Source organism: Streptomyces sp. NPDC102259 (assembly GCF_044766465.1).
GTDB lineage: Bacteria > Actinomycetota > Actinomycetes > Streptomycetales > Streptomycetaceae > Streptomyces.
The window spans coordinates 135,291-153,765 of sequence record NZ_JBIWMA010000019.1 but is presented as its reverse complement, the minus strand read 5'-3'; the positions used below and the strand labels follow the sequence as shown (position 1 = coordinate 153,765).

The following is an 18,475-nucleotide window of genomic DNA, read 5'->3' as shown; positions in this document are numbered from 1 at the left end:
GCGCGTCGGCGCTACGCGACCAGGTCGGGCGGTTCTGCGCGCGTAGACAGCGGGCTGTCCTGCGGAAGGAAGAAGAGGGCGCAGATGCGCAGCGGTTCCGGCTCCCGGTTCTCCGCCATGTGCACGCCCCGCGGCCCCACCGGTTCGACGATGCATCCGCCGGTGCGCGTCACGCACTCGGATCCGTCCGCCAGGGTCCGGGTCAGGACGCCCGCCGTCACCACGGCGACGACCCGGCCCACGTGGTAGTGCCAGGGGAGCGAGTGGCCCGGCGGGATCTCGTAGTCGGCGACCACGACCCTGGTGTTCTCCGGCGCGGCCAGGGCGAGCCGTTCGGTGAGCAGGCCGTCGGCGAGCAGGGTCGGCACGGGTTCGGCGGTGGGGCGGGCCTCGACGGGCGACGGTCGGTTCACGCGGCGGTCGTCCGGGGCGGGCGGGGGCCGGGGGCGCCGGGGCCGGTCCGGCCCGCTGTGCGACCTAACCCGGCCGGGGTCATGTTCCGCTGGTCAGTGCGTTCCACGGCAGTGACATTAACCCACTTGAGTCACGGCGACGTGACCGGGTGTCATCGACCGCGCGGGTGACCTGCCGTCCCGCGCGCCTCCCCCGATCTCCGCAGGCAGGGCATCCGGCCGGAGGCGGGTCGCCATGTGAGGTAGACGGCTTCAGCGGGACTGATCCTGGCAGGCCTCCCTTGCGTCCTTCAGGGCGTGGATCGTAAGAGACATCGTGCGACGAGTGTTTGGGGGAGACCTTGAGCATCCTGCGTCCGGACGTGGAACGGCCCCGCGAAAGCCGCGCCGAGGACGAGCCGCGCCCCGGCCGTGCCGAGGGAGGGCAACGCGCCGGCCGTGCCGAGGACGAGCCGCGCGCCGGCCGCGAAGAGCGAGGGCGGCGCCCCGGCCGTGCCGAGGGCGGGCCGCGCCGCGGCGCGCTCGTCCGCACCGCCGCTTTCGTCGCCCGGACGCTGCGCGGCGAGTGGTACGGCATCGTCGTCGACCCCCTGCGGCAGTTGCGCCGCCGCGGGCCCGCGGCGCTGCTGCTGGCGTTCGTGGCCTGCGCGGGCGTGATCTTCTTCCACGCCATCGCCCAGCACCCCACGGGCGGGACGGTGGTGCGCATCCTCGGCGGGGTCCAGGGCGACCTTCCGCTGTGGCTGGCCCTGCTGCGCACCCCGGTCTCCCTGTACGTCCCGGCCCTCGATCTGCCGGTGTGGGCCGGCATCACCCAGCTGTTCCTCGCCTTCGCCCTGGCCGAACTCGCCCTCGGCCGCCGCAGGACCCTGCTGATCGCCTACGCGTCCACCCTGGCCGGCACCCTCACCGTGCGGGTGATGATGGCGATGGGGCCGGGATGGTGGGGGCTCGGACTGCCGCCGGAGATCGGCCAGGTGCTCGACACCGGCCCGTCCGCGGCGGTCGTCGGACTGTTCACCTATCTCTCGGTCGTCCGCCGGGCGCCCATCGTGTTCACGCTCACCGGCGGTTCGATGGTGTTCGAGTCGATCGCCAAGCCCAACCTCGCCGGCCGCGAACACCTCATAGCGGTGGCCGCCGCCGTCGTCCTCGGACTGCTGCACGAGCGGGGCCGACGTCGACGCCGGACCGCCACGAAGGTGCGGGACACGGCGTCCGCCTGAGATCTTGCTATGAATTCGTGGTGCGGTTGAACGCTCCTGAGTTCCCTTGCGTATAGGGCCGGGGGATCTCATGCCCATGGCCGCCGACGACGCGTAGGAGCACTCCTTGGTACAGAACAGGCGCAGACGCCAGACGGGCGGGCGACGCGCGACTTTCGCGGCGCTGGCGCTCATCATCGGCGGCGGTGGGCTGATGGGGGTGAACGTCTACGCATCGGCCACCGAAGACGGTTCCGACGGCAACTCCGCACAGGGCGGCAACAGCGCCGTCACCATCGACTGTCCGGACGTCGGCAGCAAGCTGACCGACGTCCCGGAGCAGGCCTCGCCCGAGGTCGCCCGCGAACTCGCCCTGCTGGACGAGCAGATCGCCGCCGCCTACCGCCGACTCCAGGAGTCCGCGGAGTCGGTGCGGCAGGACGCCGACTTCGCCGACAACGAGGTCATGAACCCGTTGAAGGAGACGCGCGGCGCGACGATCCAGCGCATCGCGGACTCCATCGACCGGGCCGGCGACCGCCCCGAGGGTCTCGAGGACCTCGCCGGCTGCACCCTGCGCGCCAACGACGACCAGGCCGACGAAGGCGCCGACGGCAGCGGCGACGAGAACCAGAACGGCGATCAGCAGGGCGACGACCAGAACGGCGACGGAGACCAGCAGGGCGACGAGGGCCAGCAGGGCAACGGCGGCCAGGCCGGAAACGGCCCCGTCGCAGCGGACTACGCCGACATCAACGCCGTCCAGCCGACGCAGCAGACCCCGGACCCCAGTTCCGGCCCCTCGCGCGGCACCTTCGTCACCAGCTGCGGAGTGAACGCGAACGGCGTGTTCAACTCCGACAACGTGATCGTCGCCCCGGGTGTCACCAACGGCGCCCACCACTTCCACGACTACGTCGGCAACCAGTCCAACGACGCCTTCGCCTCCGACGACGACCTGGCGAACGCGGGCACGAGCTGCGTCGACCAGGGCGACAAGTCCACCTACTACTGGCCCGTGCTGCGCCTTCAGAACGGCAACCAGGAGCAGGACGCGCAGAAGCCCGGCGGTGGCATCGAGGGCAACGCCGGCGAGATCGTGACCCCCAAGGAGGTCACGCTCACCTTCGTCGGCAACCCGCGTGAGAAGGTCACCGCCATGCCCCGGCTGCTCCGGGTCATCACCGGCGACGCCAAGGCGTTCGTCAACGGCACGGCCAACGCCAACGCGTCCTGGAGCTGCACCGGCTTCGAGGACCGGCAGCTCAAGGACAAGTACCCGCTCTGCCCGTCCGGCAGCGACGTGGTGCGCAGCTTCCGTTTCCAGAGCTGCTGGGACGGCAGCAACATCGACAGCGCCAACCACCGCACCCACGTGGCCTTCGCCGCCGCCGACGGCACCTGCCCGAACGGCTTCAAGGCCGTTCCGCAGCTCGTGCAGCGCATCGTGTACGACGTCGACGCGCCGAGCCTCCAGGACGGCGGCAAGACCACTCCGCTGTTCGCGGTGGACTCCTTCCCGGAGCAGCTGCACAAGCCGGTGACCGACCACGGTGACTTCATCAACGTCTTCGACGAGGGCCTGATGCGCGACATGGTCGACTGCATCAACGACGGCCGTACCTGCGGCGCCGGCACCGGTGGCGGCGACAACGGTGGTGCCGACAACGGTGGTGCCGACAACGGTGGCGGCGACAACGGTGGCGGCGACAACGGTGGTGCCGACAACGGTGGTGCCGACAACGGTGGCGGCGACAACGGCGGTGCCGACAACGGCGGTGCTGGCAACGGCGGTGCCGACAATGGTGGCGGCGACAATGGCGGCGGCGAGGGCACGCAGGAGCCGTCGCAGGCCCCCGAGGCGCCCGCGACCACCGAGCCCGACAAGGGCGGCAACGGTTCCGGCGGCGCCTCCGCGACCACCGAACCCCGCGTCTACACCAAGCCCTCCGCCAAGCCCTCCGCCAAGGCGGCCACCTCGGCGCCCGCCGTCGGCTCGGGCGGCGAGATCGGCTCCCCGGCGACCGCGGCCCCCGCGGCAAGCCCGGAGCAGTCGCAGACCCCGGCCGGCACGGGAGACGACACCGTCACCCCGGGCGGGACCGAGCCCCAGGCGGTGCAGGGCGGCCTCGCCGAGACCGGCGCCAACCTCTGGCCCGCGGCCGCGGGAGGGCTGCTGGTGATCGCCGGCTTCGGCGTCCTGTTCCGCAACGCACGCCGTAAGTACTGAGATCCCGTAGGGAGATCCAGCCACTCCACCGAGGGCCCGTCGGACTGCCGACGGGCCCTCCGTGCGACCCAGGAGTCCCCGCGCCCTCGTACGGGTGCTCCCGCACACGAGCCATCGCCCCCGCGCCGACCCGCGCGGTATACGTCGTCCGAAGTGCGCGCGACGATGGGAGACCCATGGAGCACACGGCGTCCACGCAGCACACGGCGTCCACGCAGCACACGACGTCCGGGGACTACTACGACCTCGGCACCCACGGCCGGTCCGTGACGACCTCGTCCGCCGAGGCCCAACTGTGGTTCGACCGCGGACTGGTCTGGTCGTACGCCTTTCACCACGAGGAGGCCGTCGCCTGTTTCGAGGCCGCGGTCCGCGCCGACCCCGACTGCGCCATGGCCCACTGGGGCATCGCCTACGCGCTCGGCCCCAACTACAACAAACCGTGGGAGTTCTTCGACGAGCAGGACCTCGCCCGGACCGTCGCCCGTACGCACGAGGCCGTCGAGCTCGCCCACCGGAAGGCCGGGGCCGCCACCGCCGTCGAACGGGCCCTGATCGGCGCGCTGCGCGCCCGCTATCCGCAGACCCGCCCCGCCGAGGACTGCTCGGTGTGGAACGAGCCCTACGCCGACGCCATGCGGGCCGTCCACGAACTGGCCCCCGACGACCTGGACGTCGCCGCCCTGTACGCCGACGCGCTGATGAACCTGACCCCCTGGCAGCTGTGGGACCTGCGCACGGGCCGGCCCGCCGAGGGCGCCCGCACCGCGGAGGCGAAGGCGGTGCTCGACCGCGCGCTGGCCGACGGGGCAGCGGCCGCGCATCCGGGCGTCCTGCACTTCTACATCCACCTCATGGAGATGTCACCGACCCCCGAGGCCGCCCTTCAGGTCGCCGACCGGCTGCGCGGCCTGGTCCCCGACGCCGGGCACCTCCAGCACATGCCCTCGCACCTCGACGTGCTGTGCGGCGACTACCGGCGCGTCGTCACGGACAACAGCGCCGCGATCACCGCCGACGAGAAGTACCGGGCGCGCTCCGGCGCGATGAACTTCTACACGCTGTACCGCGCGCACGACTACCACTTCAAGATCTACGGCGCGATGTTCCTGGGCCGGTACCGGACCGCGCTGGAGACCGCGGAACGGCTGGAAGCCTCCATCCCGGAGGAGCTGCTGCGGGTGCAGAGCCCGCCCATGGCCGACTGGCTGGAGGCGTTCCGCACCATCCGCTTCCATGTGCTGATCCGCTTCGGCCGCTGGCAGGACGTCCTCGACGTGCCGCCGCCCGCGGACCCGGTCCTGCACAGCGTGACCACCGCGATGCGCCACTACGCCCGTGGCGTCGCGCTCTCCGCCACCGGCCGGGTCCCCGAGGCCGAGGCGGAGCGTTCCCTGTTCCGCTCGGCGGCCGACCGGGTGCCCGAGACCCGGATGCTGTTCAACAACACCTGCCGGGACATCCTCGCGATCGCGTCCGCGATGCTCGACGGCGAACTGGAGTACCGCAGGGGCGACCACGACCTCGCGTTCGCCGCCCTGGAGCGGTCCGTCGAACTGGACGACCGCCTCCCCTACGACGAACCCTGGGGCTGGATGCAGCCCACCCGGCACGCGTACGGCGCCCTGCTGCTGGAACAGGGACGGATCGAGGAGGCCGAGGCGGTCTACCGCGCCGACCTCGGGCTGGACGACACGCTGCCCCGCCCGTCCCAGCACCCCGGCAACGTGTGGTCACTGCACGGCTACCACGAGTGCCTGGTCCGGCTGGGCAGGACGGGCGAGGCGCGGATCGTGGCCCAGCAGCTGAAGTTCGCCACCGCCCTGGCCGACGTACCCGTCCGGTCGTCCTGCTTCTGTCGCCTCGACGCCGACCCGGACGACGTCCCGGGCACCGGCACGGACGACGACACGGGCGCCGGCACCGGGACCTCGCTCACATCAGGGTGCTGCAACATGGACAATTGATCGAGATCGTCGGCGCTGTCGACGCGACTGAGGGGGCCTCGGAGCATGGCGGGCGCACGGTGAACGAGACGCGTGGGAAGAAATGGCCGCTGCCGCACGTCGGCCCGGCGCAGCGGGACGCCGTCGCCCGCGCGCGGGGCTGGGCCCGGCTCGCCCTGGTGCTGGTCGCCGCGTGTGTCGCGGTGGTGATGGCGGGTGCGGGATCCGGCGGCTGGCTGGTCCTGTTCATCGGGTTCGTCTTCCTCGCGCTGGCGGGGGCGGGCGTGTGGTGGATGCTGGCGCACCGGGGCGGAGCCCGGCTGCTCGGCGGGCTGGTGGCCGTCACCGCGCCGGTCGGCGTGGTGGTGCTGTACGCCCTGTCCGGCCTGTGGCCGGTCGCGGTGGGCGCGCTCGGGCTGTGGGCGGGGGCCCTGGCCTCGGCCCGGGCGTCGCTGCGCAGCGTGCGCCGTCCCAAGGGCATGCACGGCCGGAAGACCCCGCCGCCGCGCCGCCCGGTCCTGATCATGAACGTGCGCTCGGGCGGCGGCAAGGTCGTCAAGCACGGCCTGATCGAGCGCGCCGAGGCGCTCGGCGCCCGGGTGGTCGTGCTCGGGGCCGAGGACATCTACACCGATCCGGAGGCGGAGGCCCGCCAGGCCGTCGCCGAGGGCGCGGACCTGCTCGGCGTCGCGGGCGGCGACGGCACCCAGGCGCTGGTGGCGGCCGTCGCCGCCGAACACGACGTGCCCTTCCTGGTGATCGCCGCCGGCACCCGCAACCACTTCGCCATGGACCTCGGCCTCGACCGCACCGACCCCACCCGCAGCCTCGACGCCCTCACCAACGGCGTCGAACTCCGCGTGGACCTCGGGGACGTCGGCGGCCGGGCCTTCGTCAACACCGTCTCCTTCGGGGCGTACGCGGAGATAGTGCAGAGCCCCGACTACCGCGACGCCAAGGCCGCCACCGCACTCGACCACCTGCCCGACCTGCTCCAGGGCGAGGCCGGCCCGATCCTGGACGTCCAGACGGACGACACCCATGTGCACGCGCCGCAGGCACTCCTGGTCAGCAACAACGCCTACGCGCGCGCCGACCCGCTCGGCGGCGGACGCCGGCCCCGGCTGGACGCCGGACTGCTCGGGGTGATCGGCGTCCGGGTGGAGGGCGCCGCCCAGGCCGCCGAACTCGCGCTGCTCGGCGAGCGCGCGGGCAGCATCACCTCGGTGACGTCCCGGCGCGTCGTCGTCGACGCGGACCGCAGGCGCATCGCGGTGGCCGTCGACGGCGAGGCACTCGAACTGGCCACCCCTGTCGTGTGCACGGTACGGCCGGCCGTGCTGCGGGTCCGGGTGCCCCGGCACCGCCCCGGCGCGGCCTACGCGCCCCCCACGGTCGACTGGCGGCGCATCGTCCGCCTCGCGCTCGGCCATACCGACTCTCGTACGATCAAGGAGGCCTACGATGTCTGACAGCCTGCCGAAGCTCCCCGCCTCGCATCTGGTCCGTGACCTCGCGACCATGGACCAGGCGCTGTACGAGACGGTCACCGTGACCAGAACGCCCACTCTGGACAGCGCGCTGCGCCGGCTGTCCGCGGCCGCCGACCACTCCAAGCTGTCCTTCGGGGTCGCCGCCGGGCTCGCCCTGTGCGGCCGCCGCCCGCGCCGTGCCGCCGTGCTCGGGGTCGCGGCGATCGGGGTCGCCTCGGCCACCGCCAACCTGCTCGGCAAGAAGCTCGTACGCCGGCCGCGACCGCACCGCGCCGAGGACTCGCCGTTCCCGGGGCGGCACGTGCCGATGCCGCAGTCGGCGTCCTTCCCGTCCGGGCACACCGCCTCGGCCGTCGCCTTCGCGGCCGCGGTCGGCCCGACCCTGCCGGTCTCCGCGGTGCCGCTGGGCCTGCTCGCCTGCGCGGTGGGCTACTCACGGGTCCACACCGGGGTGCACTACCCGGGCGACGTCGTGGCCGGAGCGCTGCTGGGCACGGGCTCGGCGGCGCTGGTCCTGGCGCTCACCGCCCGTAAGGGCGCCTGAGAGCGCCGGGAGGCCTGAGCGGGCCTTACTCCCTGGCGCAGTGGAGGAACAGGTGGGGTTCCGGCACGGCCTCGGGATGGTCGGGGGTGAACAGCACGTTCTCCTCGGCCAGCACGGTCAGGCCGGCCCCGGTGACCATGTCGACGAGATCCGGGCCGGCGAAGCTGGTCACCCGCACGGGCTGCCCCATGAACACGGCGTCGACGCCCGCCACGTCCAGCGGCACGGTGGCGAGCGCGAGACTGCCTCCCGGCCGCAGGGCCCGAGCCAGCCGCGCGACCAGCTCGGACTGCTGCGCCCGGTCCAGTTGCAGCAGCGAGAAGTAGACGCAGACAGCGTCGAACGAGCCTTCCTCCAGCGGAAGTTCACGTGCGTCGAGGCAGCGGAACTCCGCCTCGGGCACCTGCCGGGCGGCCAGCTCCACCATGACAGGGGAGACGTCGACGCCGAGGACATGATGGCCCGCCCGGGCCAGGGTCTCGGCCGTCGGCCGCCCCGTCCCGCTGCCGACGTCCAGCACCCGGCCGCCCGGGGTGAGCCGCCCCAGCAGCCACTCCAGGGATCTGCGGTGCGCCTCCGAGTGCGCGAACGCCTTCTCGTACACGGGCCCCAGCGCGTCGAACACCCGCGCCGCACGCTGCCCGCCGTCCTCGCCTACCAAGCCGGTTCCCTTCGTGGGGGTGTGTGAGTCCCGCGCCGTCATGGTGCACCGGTCAGGGTCTCGCGTTCCGGGAAACGGCCGGAATCGTATTTTCCACTACCGTAAGTAACATGATGCAATCCTCTCGACGCGGGCCCTACTGGTGAGTAGCCAAGCCCCCGGGTAACCGTCGCTTCGTTCGGAGGACCCCCATGCCCTCGCTTGAGGACGCCCTGCAAGAGTCCCGTACCGCCTATGAGGAGCACGTACGCACCTGCCGTCAGTGCCATTTCGACATGTCGCCGTGCGCCGTCTCCAAGCACCTCCTGCGCGCCTACAACAACGCCCGGCGGGCTCAGTCGCGCACGAACTCCGTGATGCGCTGAGGGCGTCGGCGGCTCACCCCGCCGACCTGGGCACGGTCACTGTCAGTTCCCGGATCTCGTAGCCGCCGATCTCGTCCTTGAACGACACCCGCGGCCTGCCGGACATCCGCAGACCGTCCAGCGCGAAGAGCCGGCTGAGCAGGACGTCCGCCTCCAGGACGGCGACAGCGGCGCCCGGACAGCGGTGCGCGCCGTCGCCGAAGGCAAGCCCCGCCGGCCCCGGCCCGGGCCCCGGGTTCCACGACCGGCCGGGCCGCAGCAGGTCCGGGTCGCGGCCCACGGCGTCCGGGTCCGCGTTGGCCTCGTCGACGAAGACGGTGAGCAGCTCACCGGGGCCGATCGACGCCTCCCCGACCCGCATCGGCGCGGTGGCCCGGCGGGACAGGCGCCCCACGACGGGTTCCAGCCGCAGGATCTCCCGGAGCAGTTCCAGCCGCTCCGGCTCCTCGGCCGAGCGGTACCGGCCGAGGAGCTCCGGGTCGTCGAACAGGTGCCAGGCGGCGACGCAGATGAACTCACGGGTGGTGACCATGCCCGCAGCCGCGTACGTCAGGCACTCGCCGAGGATCTCCGCGCCCGAGCAGCCCTCGGCCAGCAGATGGGAGATCAGGTCGTCCCGCTCCCCTTCCCGCTTCCGGTGGGCGTGGATCGCCGGGCGGACGTCGGCGAGATGGATGCGCAGCCAGTTGGTGTTCTGGCGCAGCAGCCAGTAGAGACCCCGTGGGCTCGTGAACCCGGGCTGCCCGAACTCCTCGGGGAAGAAGCGCTCCAGCCGGGACTTCAGACCCGGGCGGCTGTGGGTGAGCCCGAGGATGTCCCTCACCACCTCGATCGCCATGGTGAAGCTCAGGTCGGACAGCTGCGCCGTGCCGGCGGCCCGGAGCACCGCCGTCTGCTCCTCGGCGACCCGTGTCATCAGCTCGCGGTAGTGCTCGTCCACGTGCCGGGGCGTGAAGAACCGGGCGGTCTGCCGCCGCTGTTCGCGGTGTCCGGGACCGTCCTGGTAGAGCACGGGACGGCGGACGCGCGCCGGCAGCTTCTCCACCGTCTCGACGCCGAGTCCGGCCTGCACCGTGTCCGTGGCGCGCAGCACCTCACGGGCAGCCTCGTACCCACGGACCTCCCATGTCCCGTCCGCGCCACGGTGAACCGGACAGCCCGGCCGGCCGGGCCCCCGCTCGACCTTGCGCACACTCTTCCGCGCGTCCCCCATCGGGCCCCCTTCGCCGCACCGGACGACAGTGTCGCCGCGACGACCGCCCGCGCGATGCGCCTTTACCGGCCATGCGCGGGCGGGAGGGGCGCGGGCCCCTCCCGCCCGGCAGGTGTCGCCGGAAACTCAGGCGGGCCGGACGGCGCCGCGCAGGGCGCCCTCCCCGAACGGCAGGATCGCCTCCTCGCGGATGTACGTGCCCGGACCCGGGGCGTGGATCATCATGCCGTTGCCCGTGCACAGGCCGGTGTGGCTGAGGTCGTCGAAGAAGAAGACGAGGTCGCCGGGGCGGAGTTCGGCCAGGCTGATCCGGGTGAAGGCTTTCGCCTGGTCGATGGCGGAGCGCGGCAGCGTCACCCCGGCGGCGCGCCACGCGGCCTGCGTGAGGCTGGAGCAGTCGTAGGACTCCGGTCCGGTCGCCCCCCACACGCACGGTCGGCCGATCTGCGCCCGGGCGAAGGCGAGCGCCTTGTCCGCCTTCCCCAGGTATGCCGTACCGGTGGTGCTGACCGTGACATCGGTCGGGGCGACCGCCGGGAGGACGGCCTCGGGCAGCGGGGCGGCCGGGGCCGCTGGACCGGGGGAGGCGGGGTATCCGGCGCCTGCGGTCAGTACGTCGGCCGCGGGGGCCTGGTAGCTCGGCATGGGCGCGGAGGGAGCGAGAGCGGATGTCGCGTAACCCGAGGTCGTGTACCCCGAAGTCGCGTAACCCGACGCCGCTGTGGTGAAGTCGAGTTCGGACGGCGGATAACCGGGTGCGGGCGCGACCGGGGCGGCGGCGCCGGTCGCCATGAAGCCGGACTCCGGTGCGGGCAGACCGAGTTCGGGCACCGGATAGCCGGACGGCGGTGTGGTGAAGCCGAGTTCCGAGCTCAGGTGGTCCGGAGCGGGCGTCGCGGAGGGCATGGGGAAGGCGAAGGCGGCTTCGGGTGTCGTGAACCCCGACACCGGTGCGGCGAAGCCGAGTTCACCTGTCGTGAGGAGCCCGTCCGCGCCCAGGGGTGACGTCGTGTCGGGAGCGGCGGCGGACGGCCGTCCCGCCCACGCGGCGGTGATCTCCGCGCGGAAGGCCTGCTGCTCCGCGGTGTCCCAGGGCTGCTGGACCGGCTGCGACCCGGCCGGCTGCGTCCCGACCGTGGGCAGGACGGTCGTGGGCTGAACGGATGGAGGCAGGGCGGGCGCGGGCAGGGAGGGCGCGGGGGCGGCCGGCGCGGGCAGGGACGGCATGGGCAGGGACGGCATGGGCTGGGCGAGAGCCCGGGCCAGCACCTCCCGCGCGGTGACGAGCTTCCGTCCGATCTGCTCCTTGGCGTTCTTGAGCGAGGTCTGCCGGTCCGTGGGGGCGGAGGCGGGGGAAGCGGCCTGAGCGGGGACGACGGCCTGGGTGGGCACGGCGGCCTGGGTGGGGACGGCGGGCAGCAGGGCCCTGGGCGCTTCCTGGCGCGGCTCGGGGGCCGCGGGGAGAGCGGCGACGGCACGCGTGGTCAGTTCCGGGACGCGTCGGGTGGCCGCTTCCAACTCCCGTACGCCAGGGCTGTCGGCGGGCCGCTCCGGAGCGCTCGCCGGACGGGCGGGCCGGGCGGGGCGGGCAGGCCGGCGGTCGGCCGGCAGTACGGCGGGCGTCACCGGACCGACCCTGCCGCGTGCCATGTCGAACCACTGCTTGGCCACCGCGTCGAGCGACGGATCGGAGGACCCGCGCCCGCTGTTGGCGACGGACGTGACCGTCCCCCGGGTCCGGCTCGACTGGGCGCGGGTGATGTTGTAGGAGCCCGTGTCGGACTCGGCCCGGTCGTAGAGCGAGTTGACCCGCTGCTGGATCTCCGCCCGACTCGGCTCATCGGTGTTGCTGCCTGGGGAGCGCGGGCTGCGATCCGTCGCCATGGAAGACGTACTCCTTCCGTCCTCCGCCTGCCACTAGGCGGCGGAATCCGGGCGACCTTGTTGCCAGGTGCCCCCAAGCCCCCTGCCCTGACGGGCAGTCGTACGGCTTGGGCGTCAACTTAACCAACTTGTGAGGCTGGCGTGAAGATTGAAGCGCCAAATGTCCGATACGTATTCGTGACCTTCGTCTCTTGCGGCCGTCACCAGGTTTGCTCGCCGCACGGACCGTCGTGGGCCGGTCACGAACGGGGGTCGGCCGCCTCGGCCTCCGGACGCCGGGCGTGGCCCGCGTCGTCCTGGGCCAGCAGTGACAGCAGGGCCGCCACGCTCAGGCCCGCCTCGGCCGGGTGGCGCAGCACCTTGTCGGACTCGACCCGGTAGGCGTTGCCGCGCCCCTCCCTGGTATGGGAGAGGTAGCCGTCCTGCTCCAGGTCCGCGATGATCTTCTGAACGGCCCGCTCGGTGAGCCGGCAGTGGGCTGCCAGGTCCCGGATGCGGGCGCTGTGATTGTCGGCGATGGCGGCCAACACGCGGGCGTGGTTGGTGAGAAACGTCCATCCGTTGTGTGACTCGGGCACTCCGTCCATGGGGCGATTATACGGCTGGGTATTCACGTATTCAAAGGCCGGAACTTTATTTCGTGTATCTGTTGACGTGTGACGGGTGGCGGGGTGAGTCTGGAGGAGACCAGTGGACTGACCGGGGAGGCGGTCATGCCGGAACGAGCTTGTGACGCGAACGCCGAAGGCGGAGACGCCCTCGCCGGCGCGGAGGTGAGCGGTGGGCTTCCGTTTCGGCCCGGTCCCGTCCCCGAGATCGCCGTCCGTCCCGACGGCGACCGTGTCGTCGTGGCGGTGCGGGGCGAACTGGACCTCGATGCGGCCGAGCGGCTGGCACAGGCTCTGCACGCGGCGCTCGGCGCGTCGGTGGGCGGCGTGGAGCTGGAACTCGGCGGCGTCGAGTTCTGCGACTGCTCCGCCCTGAACGTGTTGCTCGATCTGCACGAGCGGAGCCTGGAGCTGGGCAAGGCGGTCGCCCTGCGCACGCTGAGCCCCGCGGTCGAACGGCTGCTGCTCCTCACCGGCACCCGGATGCTGTTCGACGCCCCCGGCGGCGCTCCCGGCTCCCGCGGCCACGGGGACGGCGGGGGCGAGGCGGACCGTGGTGACGTGCCGGCCCGAGCCCCGGACCACAGCGCCCTGGAGGACCTGCGCATCGAGGTCGTCCAGCTGCGGCGCGCCATGCAGACCCGTCCGGTGATCGACCTGGCCCGGGGCATCCTCATGGCGTCCTTCGGACTGGGCGTCGAGGAGGCATGGCGGGTGCTGGTCCTGGCCTCCCAGAACACCAACACCAAGCTGTACCACCTCGCCCGCGACCTGGTCGCCGCCGTACGGGGCGAGCCGCCCGCGGACGCCGTACAGGAGCAGGTGGCCGCGGCGGTGGCCAAGGTCAGGTCCGAGGCCCCCTCGACCTGACCGGACGAGGGGACCGAGCGTGCCCACCTCTGGGCCCGCGCCTCCGGGAGGCGGCCCGGTCGACGGCTCGATTCCGCTTCCGGGGGCGCGGTCGGGTAGAACTGGCCGACATGCGCGTTGACTACGAACCCGGGTCCATGGGCGCGGGAGCCTTCTACCGACTGCTCACCGCCGTCGTCGTACCCCGGCCGATCGCCTGGGTGTCGACCCTGGCGGCGGACGGCACCACCGCCAACCTCGCCCCGCACTCCTTCTTCACCGTCGCCTGTACCGACCCGCCGATCGTCCAGTTCACCTCCGTCGGACGCAAGGACTCGCTGCGCAACGTCGAGGCCACCGGCGAGTTCGTGGTCAACTTCGCGTCCGAGCCGCTCTTCGACCGGATCAACGCCACCGGCACCGACTTTCCCGCGCACGAGGGCGAGTTCGACGCGGTGGGCATCGAGCGGGAGTCCTCGCTGCGGGTGAAGCCGCCCCGCGTGGCCGCCTCCCCGGTGGCGCTGGAGTGCCGGCTGCACTCCACGCTCGGCATCGGCAACTCCACGCTCGTCCTCGGCGAGGTCGTGCACGCCGCCGTGCACGAGGACGTCATCGTCGACGGACACCCCGACATCCGGCTTCTGCGGCCGCTGGCCCGGCTGGGCCGCAACGAGTGGGGCACCGTCGGAGAGATCCACGACCGGGCCCGTATCGCCTACCGCGACTGGCCGCCCTCCTGACCCGTCCGCTCCTATGATCGAAGCATGACCAGATCCAGTGAGGGATCCAGCACGAGATCCGCGACGAAGGCCGCGACACGAGCCGTGATCGAGGGTGCCGACGCCGACGGTTCCTGGCGTTCGCTGTGGTCGAGGAACTCGGCGCTGTCGATCGGCTCCGTCGACTCGTTCCTCTCCATCGGTTCCGTGGGCAGTTCGCTGTCCGTCGCCTCGATCGGCAGTTTCCTGTCCGTGGGATCCGTGGGCTCCGCCGCGTCCTTCGTCTCCGCGGGCTCCTGGCTGAGCGCGGGTTCGGTGCTGTCCGCCCGGTCGACCGGCTCGGTACTGTCCTGGCGCTCCCGTGGCGGCCTGTGCGCCGTCGGCACGGCGGCGGTCACGGTCGCCGGGGCGGCCCTGCTGTACACCCGGGCGTCCGGCCGGAGCCGTACCCCGTGCTGACGTGAGCCGTTCCTGATCGCGCACGAGGCCGGCCGGCTGACCCGGTCGGCGACCCGGCCGGGTCAGCCGGCCGCCGGCAGCTCGTCCCGCGCCCCGCGCCACTCACGTGGGGAGCGCCCGTAGGCCGTGCGGAAGACCCGGCTGAAATGGGCCGGGTTCGCGAAACCCCAGCGCTGGGCGACCGCCGACACCGTGGGAGCCGTCGCGTCGGGCCGGCGCAGTTCCCGGGCGCACCGCTCCAGACGGCGCTTCTGGATCAGCCGGGCGACCGTGATGCCCTCGCCCTCGAACAGCCGGTGCAGGTAGCGCACGGAGATGTGGTGCGCCGCCGCGACGGTCGCCGGGGAGAGGTCCGGATCGCCGAGGTTGCGGTCGATGTGGTCGCGGACGCGCAGGACGAGATGGTCTCCCGGGTTCGGGTCCGGCGACGCGTCGTCCTGGGTCCGCTCCTCGACCAGGGTGGCGAAGAGGCCCACGACCCCCGTGGCCAGCCGGGTGGCGACGGCCGGGGCGCAGGGCGGGACCGAGGCGGTCAGCGAGGTCAGGAAGTTCACCAGCAGGGCGCCGAAGCCCGCCGTCCCGGCGATCGCGGTCCCGGTCACCCGGCGCAGGTCCTCCTCCGGCAGGCCGAGCGCCCGCCGCGGCAGATGGACGACCCGGGCGGCGAAGCGTCCCGGGAAGTCCAGGGAGTACGGCCGTCCCGTGTCGTAGACCATGAGGTCGCCCTCGTCCACGAAGGCCCGCCGGCCGTCCTGGACCAGGGTCGCCGTGCCCGCCGTCTGGACGCCGACCGCCACGCAGGCGACGGCCGGGGCCGCGACGGTGAGGTGTGCCGGTGTGCGGCTCATGCGCTGCGCGTCGGCCTCGATCGTGGCGATGCGCAGGTATCCCAGCCGCTCGATGGAGACCCGGCCCTCGAACGGGCCGTCGTGCCGTGCGGTGACGGCCATCGGCACCAGCGCTCTGCCCAGCGCGTCCCGCCAGTGGGCGAGCCGCTCCCCGTCGGGCACCGCAGCAGTCGTCAGCACCAGGGCCACCTGGCTCTCCTCTCCACCTGGGCGAAACCGGCGGAGAGCGGGCGGACGGCGGCCCGTTCTCCCCGCGGTCATCAGCCAACCAGTGGTCCCCGGCGGGCTCCAGGCAGGAAGCAGGCAGAAACGCGGACCGCGCCGGTGCGGTCGTCCGCTGTGCGCTGAGAGAACAGCGCGGTGCACTCCGGGACAAGACACGGGGAGTCCCCGGGAGCAGGATGGGCGGCACGGCGAGGGGCCTCGTCCGTCGACGGCGCGCGCCGCCCCCGCCCCTGTCCCCGTGTCGCGGCGGACCGGGGACGGGGCGCGGGGTCAGGGCGCGTCGAGACGGGCGAGGAGGTCGCGGGCCTCGGCGACCGACCGCGGGTCGGCATGGACACCGAGGGAGACACAGCGCGCGAAGGCCGCGTGGGCCTGTGCCGTACGTCCGGCGGACAGCAGCGCGTTGCCGAGGTGGACGAGCTGACGGCTCTCCAGGGCGGTGTTGCCGCTGGCCCGGCAGATCGTGACGGCGGTGGTCAGCTGCTCCACCGCCTCCGTCCAGCGCTCCAGCACGCCGAAGCTGCTGCCCAGGCCCGCGTGCAGCCCGATCCGGGTGATGTCGGCGATGTGCGGTTCCAGCCGGTCGCTGACCTGCTCCAGGAAGGCCAGCGTGTCCTGGTAGAACGCGTGCGCCTCCTCGGTGAGGCCTTGTTTCGCCAGGACGATGGCACGCCCGTGCCGGGCCTGGAGGCCACCGTGCAGGTCACCGACGGTTTCGAACAGGTGGGCGGCGCGCTGCATGTGGTCGGCGGCCGGACCGAGGTCGTCGATCTGCTGAAGCGCCCAGCCCTGGTACATGTGGGCCCAGGCCTGCTGGCCTGCGTCGCCCGCCCGTTCCGCCGCGGCGAGGGCCTCGGCGGAGCGCAGCAGACTGTCCTGATGGCGGCGCTCGCACACCAGGAGCGCCCAGGCGTGGTAGTTGAGCTGGGTCGCTTCCAGGACCGGATCGCCCAGCGCCTGCGCGCAGCGGGCGGCCGTGCCGAAGACCTCGGGCCAGTGTCCCCAGAAGATCCACTGGTCGGAGAACCAGTGCAGGGCCTCGGCCACCTCCACCACGGTCGCGTGTTCACCGGCGGCCTCGGCCGCGCGCAGAGCGGCCGGCCAGTTGTCGCCCTCCGCCTGAAGCCACGCGCGGGCCAGGCTCGCGGTCGACAGGTCCACCGTTCCCCGCCAGGTGGACGGCGGAGCCCCGTGGCCCGGCTCGAACCAGCGACCCGCGACGACCGCGGTCTCCAGCAGCCAGCGGAACAGCTCCGTGCGGGCCCGGTCCACGTCCTGCGCGCTCTCCTCGGCCTCCAGCCGGGTACGGGCGTACAGCCGCAGCAGGTCGTGCATCCGGTAGCGGTCCCCGTCCGTCCCCAGCAGCCCGGTCTCGACCAGCTCCTCCAAGGTGTCCTCGGCGTCGAACACCGACTGACCGGTGAGCCGGGCGGCGCCGGGTGCCGCCGTGTCCTGGCCGGGTACCAGGGCGAGACGCCGGAACAGCCGGGCGGCCGCGGGAGTCAGCTGGCGGTAGGACAGGTCGAAGGCGGCGGCCACCCGTACGTCCCCGGCGGCCAGCGCGTCCAGCCGCCGCTCCTCGACGGCGAGCCGGTCCGCGAGCCGGCGAACGCTCCAACCGGTGCGGGTGGCGAGCCAGTTGCCCGCCACCCGCAGGGCGAGCGGCAGGTGCCCGCAGCGCTCGGCGACCGCGCGCAGGGCGGCCGGATCGGCGGCCGCCCGATCGGCTCCGACGAGGGAGGTCAGAAGCTCGTCGGCCGCCGAAGGGTCCAGTTCGCCGAGCGGCAGCCGGTGCACACTGTCCAGCCCGGTCAGCATGCGACGGCTCGTCACCACCACCATGCCCGCCCCCGCGGCCGGCAGCAGCGGACGCACCTGCCCCTCGTCGCGCGCGTCGTCCAGGACCAGCAGGCAGCGTCGTTCGGCCAACAGCTGCCGGTACAGCGCCGGGTGGCCCTGCGGGCCGGCCTGGGCGAGGTCCCGGTCGGCCACCTGAAGTGCCTTCAGCACCCGCAGGACCAGTTCGGCGGGACCGGGCGGATCGTCGTCGGTGCCGCGCAGGTCCAGGACCAACTGCCCGTGCGGGAACCGGTCGGCGAGACCGCGGGCCGCGTGCAGCGCCAGCGTCGTCTTGCCGGTGCCGGGCGGCCCGGACACCGCCACCACCACCGGCTGGGCGGCGGCTTCGTGCTCCGCGAGCGCCGCCAGCCGCGCCAGTTCCCCTTCGCGGCCCACGAAGTCGTCGACGCCTCGCGGGAACGCCCGCACCCCCACCGGGCGGTAGCCTCCGTCGCGCCCGGACCGCGCGGCCGCGAGGAGTCGCTCCCGCGGCGCCTCGGCCAGGCCCAGACCGTCCGCGAGCGCGGCGACCGTCCGCCGCTGCGGGGCCGCCCGCCGCCCGCGCTCCAGGTCTCCGATGCCCCGCACGCTGACGCCCGACGCCTCCGCCAGGCCCTCGATGGTCTGCGACGCGGCCAGCCGAAACTCCCGCAGCAGCGCCCCGAACGCCGCCTGCTCCCCGCTCAACCCCGCCCCTTCGTACCGATCCACACCGACATGCCCCCGCCGTCGCCCCCGGGCATGATCATCGGAATTCTAGAAGAGCCGGGACGCCCGGGCCCGCGCCGACCGGCATGCGGACGGGGCCCTGCCGTGGTCGCGCACGGCGTTGTGCCGTCCTTCCCCCGACGCGGACGGCGTTGTCAGTGGTCGCCGGTAGGTTCGTCTTCGTCGCCGCCGATCCGGCGCGACAACCCCCCTGTGCCGCGCCGATTACGGCGTGCGGAGCCCTGTGCCGCAAAGGAGCTGGTGCG

At 73.1% G+C, this 18,475-nt stretch carries 16 protein-coding genes; 9 read left to right on the top strand and 7 right to left on the bottom strand.

Annotated elements, in window-relative coordinates; all coding sequences use genetic code 11:
• Window positions 1-11: 11 nt before the first annotated feature.
• The gene (locus tag ACIRPU_RS33545) at window positions 12-413 is read right to left on the bottom strand and encodes a cupin domain-containing protein (protein ID WP_403874129.1); all 402 of its coding nucleotides are present in this window, start codon (window positions 411-413) and stop codon (window positions 12-14) included.
• Window positions 414-754: 341 nt separating this feature from the next.
• Between ACIRPU_RS33545 and ACIRPU_RS33540 the strand changes: the two genes are divergently transcribed.
• The 5 genes from ACIRPU_RS33540 (at window position 755) to ACIRPU_RS33520 (ending at window position 7,831) form a co-directional block, all read left to right on the top strand.
• Window positions 755-1,639 carry a hypothetical protein gene (locus ACIRPU_RS33540; protein ID WP_403874127.1) on the top strand — a complete coding sequence of 295 codons (885 nt, stop codon included), beginning with the start codon at window positions 755-757 and terminating at the stop codon, window positions 1,637-1,639.
• 193 nt (window positions 1,640-1,832) lie between these two features.
• Window positions 1,833-3,848 carry a DUF1996 domain-containing protein gene (locus ACIRPU_RS33535; protein ID WP_403874167.1) on the top strand — a complete coding sequence of 672 codons (2,016 nt, stop codon included), beginning with the start codon at window positions 1,833-1,835 and terminating at the stop codon, window positions 3,846-3,848.
• A 176-nt stretch (window positions 3,849-4,024) separates the two neighbouring features.
• A complete protein-coding gene (locus ACIRPU_RS33530) occupies window positions 4,025-5,815 on the top strand; it encodes a hypothetical protein (protein ID WP_403874125.1) in 1,791 nt (596 codons plus the stop codon).
• Window positions 5,816-5,874: 59 nt separating this feature from the next.
• The gene (locus ACIRPU_RS33525) at window positions 5,875-7,266 is read left to right on the top strand and encodes a diacylglycerol/lipid kinase family protein (protein WP_403874123.1); all 1,392 of its coding nucleotides are present in this window, start codon (window positions 5,875-5,877) and stop codon (window positions 7,264-7,266) included.
• The gene (locus ACIRPU_RS33520; protein WP_403874121.1) at window positions 7,259-7,831 is read left to right on the top strand and encodes a phosphatase PAP2 family protein; all 573 of its coding nucleotides are present in this window, start codon (window positions 7,259-7,261) and stop codon (window positions 7,829-7,831) included. The genes ACIRPU_RS33525 and ACIRPU_RS33520 overlap by 8 nt, the downstream gene beginning before the upstream one ends.
• Window positions 7,832-7,856: 25 nt before the next feature.
• On the opposite strand, the gene ACIRPU_RS33515 is transcribed toward ACIRPU_RS33520, so the two are convergent.
• A complete protein-coding gene (locus ACIRPU_RS33515) occupies window positions 7,857-8,534 on the bottom strand; it encodes a class I SAM-dependent methyltransferase (RefSeq protein WP_403874119.1) in 678 nt (225 codons plus the stop codon).
• A gap of 149 nt (window positions 8,535-8,683) precedes the next feature.
• On the opposite strand from ACIRPU_RS33515, the gene ACIRPU_RS33510 reads away from it, so the two are divergent.
• Complete coding sequence (locus ACIRPU_RS33510; RefSeq protein ID WP_355702947.1) at window positions 8,684-8,857, top strand: hypothetical protein; 174 nt, start codon at window positions 8,684-8,686, stop codon at window positions 8,855-8,857.
• A 13-nt stretch (window positions 8,858-8,870) separates the two neighbouring features.
• On the opposite strand, the gene ACIRPU_RS33505 is transcribed toward ACIRPU_RS33510, so the two are convergent.
• The 3 genes from ACIRPU_RS33505 to ACIRPU_RS33495 all read right to left on the bottom strand — a co-directional run bounded on the left by ACIRPU_RS33505 (window position 8,871) and on the right by ACIRPU_RS33495 (window position 12,541).
• Window positions 8,871-10,070, bottom strand: coding sequence for a cytochrome P450 (locus tag ACIRPU_RS33505; protein ID WP_403874116.1), 1,200 nt, complete (start codon window positions 10,068-10,070; stop codon window positions 8,871-8,873).
• 126 nt (window positions 10,071-10,196) lie between these two features.
• Window positions 10,197-11,954: an NlpC/P60 family protein gene (locus tag ACIRPU_RS33500; protein ID WP_403874114.1), complete on the bottom strand. Its 1,758-nt coding sequence runs from the start codon at window positions 11,952-11,954 to the stop codon at window positions 10,197-10,199.
• Window positions 11,955-12,193: 239 nt separating this feature from the next.
• Entirely contained in the window at window positions 12,194-12,541 is a 348-nt protein-coding gene (locus tag ACIRPU_RS33495; RefSeq protein ID WP_403874112.1) for a helix-turn-helix transcriptional regulator, read from the bottom strand.
• Window positions 12,542-12,667: 126 nt separating this feature from the next.
• Here ACIRPU_RS33495 and ACIRPU_RS33490 point away from each other — a divergent pair, with 126 nt between their 5' ends.
• The 3 genes from ACIRPU_RS33490 (at window position 12,668) to ACIRPU_RS33480 (ending at window position 14,589) form a co-directional block, all read left to right on the top strand.
• A complete protein-coding gene (locus ACIRPU_RS33490) occupies window positions 12,668-13,432 on the top strand; it encodes an ANTAR domain-containing protein (RefSeq protein ID WP_403874110.1) in 765 nt (254 codons plus the stop codon).
• 110 nt (window positions 13,433-13,542) lie between these two features.
• Window positions 13,543-14,151, top strand: coding sequence for a flavin reductase family protein (locus tag ACIRPU_RS33485; RefSeq protein WP_403874108.1), 609 nt, complete (start codon window positions 13,543-13,545; stop codon window positions 14,149-14,151).
• Between the two features lie 24 nt (window positions 14,152-14,175).
• On the top strand, window positions 14,176-14,589 hold the full coding sequence (locus ACIRPU_RS33480) for a hypothetical protein (RefSeq protein ID WP_403874106.1): 414 nt from the start codon (window positions 14,176-14,178) through the stop codon (window positions 14,587-14,589).
• 62 nt (window positions 14,590-14,651) lie between these two features.
• On the opposite strand, the gene ACIRPU_RS33475 is transcribed toward ACIRPU_RS33480, so the two are convergent.
• Complete coding sequence (locus ACIRPU_RS33475; RefSeq protein WP_403874104.1) at window positions 14,652-15,626, bottom strand: helix-turn-helix domain-containing protein; 975 nt, start codon at window positions 15,624-15,626, stop codon at window positions 14,652-14,654.
• Between the two features lie 306 nt (window positions 15,627-15,932).
• On the bottom strand, window positions 15,933-18,188 hold the full coding sequence (locus tag ACIRPU_RS33470; protein ID WP_403874102.1) for an ATP-binding protein: 2,256 nt from the start codon (window positions 18,186-18,188) through the stop codon (window positions 15,933-15,935).
• Between the last annotated feature and the right edge of the window lie 287 nt (window positions 18,189-18,475).

Excerpts from the sequence above, each read along its gene's own strand:
- ACIRPU_RS33535 (WP_403874167.1), top strand. The coding sequence starts at position 1,833 with ATGGGGGTGAACGTCTACGCATCGGCCACCGAAGACGGTTCCGACGGC.
- ACIRPU_RS33530 (WP_403874125.1), top strand. The coding sequence starts at position 4,025 with ATGGAGCACACGGCGTCCACGCAGCACACGGCGTCCACGCAGCACACG.
- ACIRPU_RS33520 (WP_403874121.1), top strand. The coding sequence starts at position 7,259 with ATGTCTGACAGCCTGCCGAAGCTCCCCGCCTCGCATCTGGTCCGTGAC.
- ACIRPU_RS33515 (WP_403874119.1), bottom strand. The coding sequence starts at position 8,534 with ATGACGGCGCGGGACTCACACACCCCCACGAAGGGAACCGGCTTGGTA.
- ACIRPU_RS33510 (WP_355702947.1), top strand. The coding sequence starts at position 8,684 with ATGCCCTCGCTTGAGGACGCCCTGCAAGAGTCCCGTACCGCCTATGAG.
- ACIRPU_RS33505 (WP_403874116.1), bottom strand. The coding sequence starts at position 10,070 with ATGGGGGACGCGCGGAAGAGTGTGCGCAAGGTCGAGCGGGGGCCCGGC.
- ACIRPU_RS33500 (WP_403874114.1), bottom strand. The coding sequence starts at position 11,954 with ATGGCGACGGATCGCAGCCCGCGCTCCCCAGGCAGCAACACCGATGAG.
- ACIRPU_RS33495 (WP_403874112.1), bottom strand. The coding sequence starts at position 12,541 with ATGGACGGAGTGCCCGAGTCACACAACGGATGGACGTTTCTCACCAAC.
- ACIRPU_RS33490 (WP_403874110.1), top strand. The coding sequence starts at position 12,668 with ATGCCGGAACGAGCTTGTGACGCGAACGCCGAAGGCGGAGACGCCCTC.
- ACIRPU_RS33485 (WP_403874108.1), top strand. The coding sequence starts at position 13,543 with ATGCGCGTTGACTACGAACCCGGGTCCATGGGCGCGGGAGCCTTCTAC.
- ACIRPU_RS33480 (WP_403874106.1), top strand. The coding sequence starts at position 14,176 with ATGACCAGATCCAGTGAGGGATCCAGCACGAGATCCGCGACGAAGGCC.